The sequence below is a fragment of the Campylobacter concisus genome, from assembly GCF_902460625.1.
GTDB lineage: Bacteria > Campylobacterota > Campylobacteria > Campylobacterales > Campylobacteraceae > Campylobacter_A > Campylobacter_A concisus_AD.
Map to the genome: position 1 here is coordinate 162,608 of NZ_CABPUT010000004.1, position 2,194 is coordinate 164,801.

Annotated in this window: 2 protein-coding genes; both read right to left on the reverse strand. The window is 32.1% G+C overall.

Annotated features, from left to right (window positions below):
- Positions 1-316: 316 nt before the first annotated feature.
- Positions 317-1,111, reverse strand: a complete 795-nt coding sequence (locus F3G69_RS03850; protein ID WP_149714477.1) for a phosphatidylserine decarboxylase — start codon at positions 1,109-1,111, stop codon at positions 317-319.
- 1 nt (position 1,112) lies between these two features.
- On the reverse strand, positions 1,113-2,194 hold a 1,082-nt coding region (locus F3G69_RS03855), incomplete at its 5' end, for a metallophosphoesterase (RefSeq protein WP_223155870.1).

Genomic DNA, 2,194 nt, shown 5'->3' on the forward strand with positions numbered 1-2,194 from the left:
TCTCTATACAAGCAATGATGTAAATACCATCAGCTCTGTGACATCAATCAATATAGGTTTTATAAGTGAAGATAATAGCTTGATTGCAGAGGTTGACGATATTGACTATTTAGTAAATTTTAAAATAATACACTCATTATATTTTACAAACTTTCATACCTATAATAAATTTTGAAAACTATGAGTTTGTGACTATAAAAAACATGACACTGTTTTAAGCTATTACAATGAATATATGAAAAACCACCAAAGTCTGAGCAAATAGGAAACCGGCCACGAATAAGGTATAAAAATTTTACTTATATGTCTAGCATATTTATTTTATTATTCCAATGGTCTCAGCGAATTTAAGCTCTTTGTTTTCAAAGAGATTATATTCGATCGCATCTTTTTCACTAAGTATCACGATAGTTGAGCCAAGCTCGAAATTCCCAAGGCGCTCGCCCTTTTTGATATGTAAATTTTCATACTCGTAAATTTGTGTAAAATTTGCCATCGCATTTGTCTGTATACGCTCATCAAAGCAAAATTTCATCTTTCCGACATTTAGTGCACCTACAAAAACAAGCCAAAGCTTCTTACCATTTTTCGTCTCACAAGATAGCGCTACGCGTTCGTTCTTTGTATAAAGGCTGTCTACTTTTGCAAGCCATTTTGTAGCCACGCTGTAGAGTTTACCCGGAATATATATGGCTTTTTTAATGACAATATCGCAAGGTGCATGATAATGATGATAATCTTTTGGACTAAGATAGATATTTGCAAAGTCATATTCGCTCTCAAGCTCACTCTGCCCCAATAGCTCACTTACATTATACTCCATGCCTTTTATGCTAAAGGCCCTTAGCTCCTTTGTGCTGCCAAAACTAAGACAAGTACCATCAACTGGGCTTATAAATATCTCATCTGCTGCATCAAAATCTCTTGGTTTTATGAGCCTTCTAGTAAAAAGCTCATTTAAATTTTTATATTCATTTGCTAATTTAAACTCGCTCATGTCTATCTTAAACAGCTTTATGTAAAAAGAATTTATGGCTTCTTGAAGTGGTTTGAAAAAGTTAATCTTTGCAACCTTTCCAAAAATTTGAGAAAACAGATTGTTTTTATTCATTTTATTCCTTACTTAAGTTTAATATTGCAATCTCACTTGGAGCAAAAATTCTAACAGGAGGCCCCCAAAATCCAGCGCCGCTACTAACATAAGCTTGCATTTTATCATTAATCTTATAAAGGCCATGTAAAAATCCCTGATCAAGTAAAACCAAAAGACCAAAAGGGAAAATTTGACCAGCGTGTGTATGTCCGCAAAGCACTAGATCAACGTCTTGTTGCATTGATTTTATAAATTTTGGCTGATGAGAGAGCAAGATAGTAGGTAGCGATGGATCACATCCTATCAATGCTTCATCCAAATTTGGCTCTAAATGTTTAAACCTAATACCAGCCAAATCGTAAACGCCTGCTAAATTTATACTTGCAATTTTTTTGTTTTTATTACCTAAAATTTCTATGCCAAGAGAACTGATCTTTTCTAAAATACCATCTATCCCGTGATAATACTCATGATTGCCAGGGACATAAAAAGTCCCATAAGTGCTTTTAAGACTTTTTAATGGCTCCAAAAAATCTCCTATAAAAGCAGCATTTACATCAACTAAGTCGCCCACTATCACTACGATGTCAGGATTCGCCAAATTTATGTCATTGACGAGTTTTTTCATAAAATCTTTCTGCAGAAATTCTCCTATATGCACGTCCGTTATCATGGCTATTTTTATGGTGCTTTGTAAATTTTTTATTTTTATATCTACTTGTCTGATCTTTGGTGGTGTTAAAGCATTGAAAATACCTTTTAAAAAACAAGCAATTACAAAAATGACAAATGTAATATCAAAACAAAATTTTATAAATTTTCGTCTTGTTGGACTAAAATTACTTTTAGAAAAAATACTACGTAAAATATCGTAAAATAGACTAACAGCAAACAAAAATAGTGAAAAACCTATGAGCATACCAGCGATCAAATAAAGCTCAATACTTAGGAATGAAAACCTGATCTGAAGAACAAATATAAACTCAAAGATACAAATAACATATAAAAGTATTCTAATTTTTGCAAGATATGGTATAAAAAATGAGACCTTTTTTATGAAACGATTATACGAATAAAAATTTATAAGAAAACTAAATACGA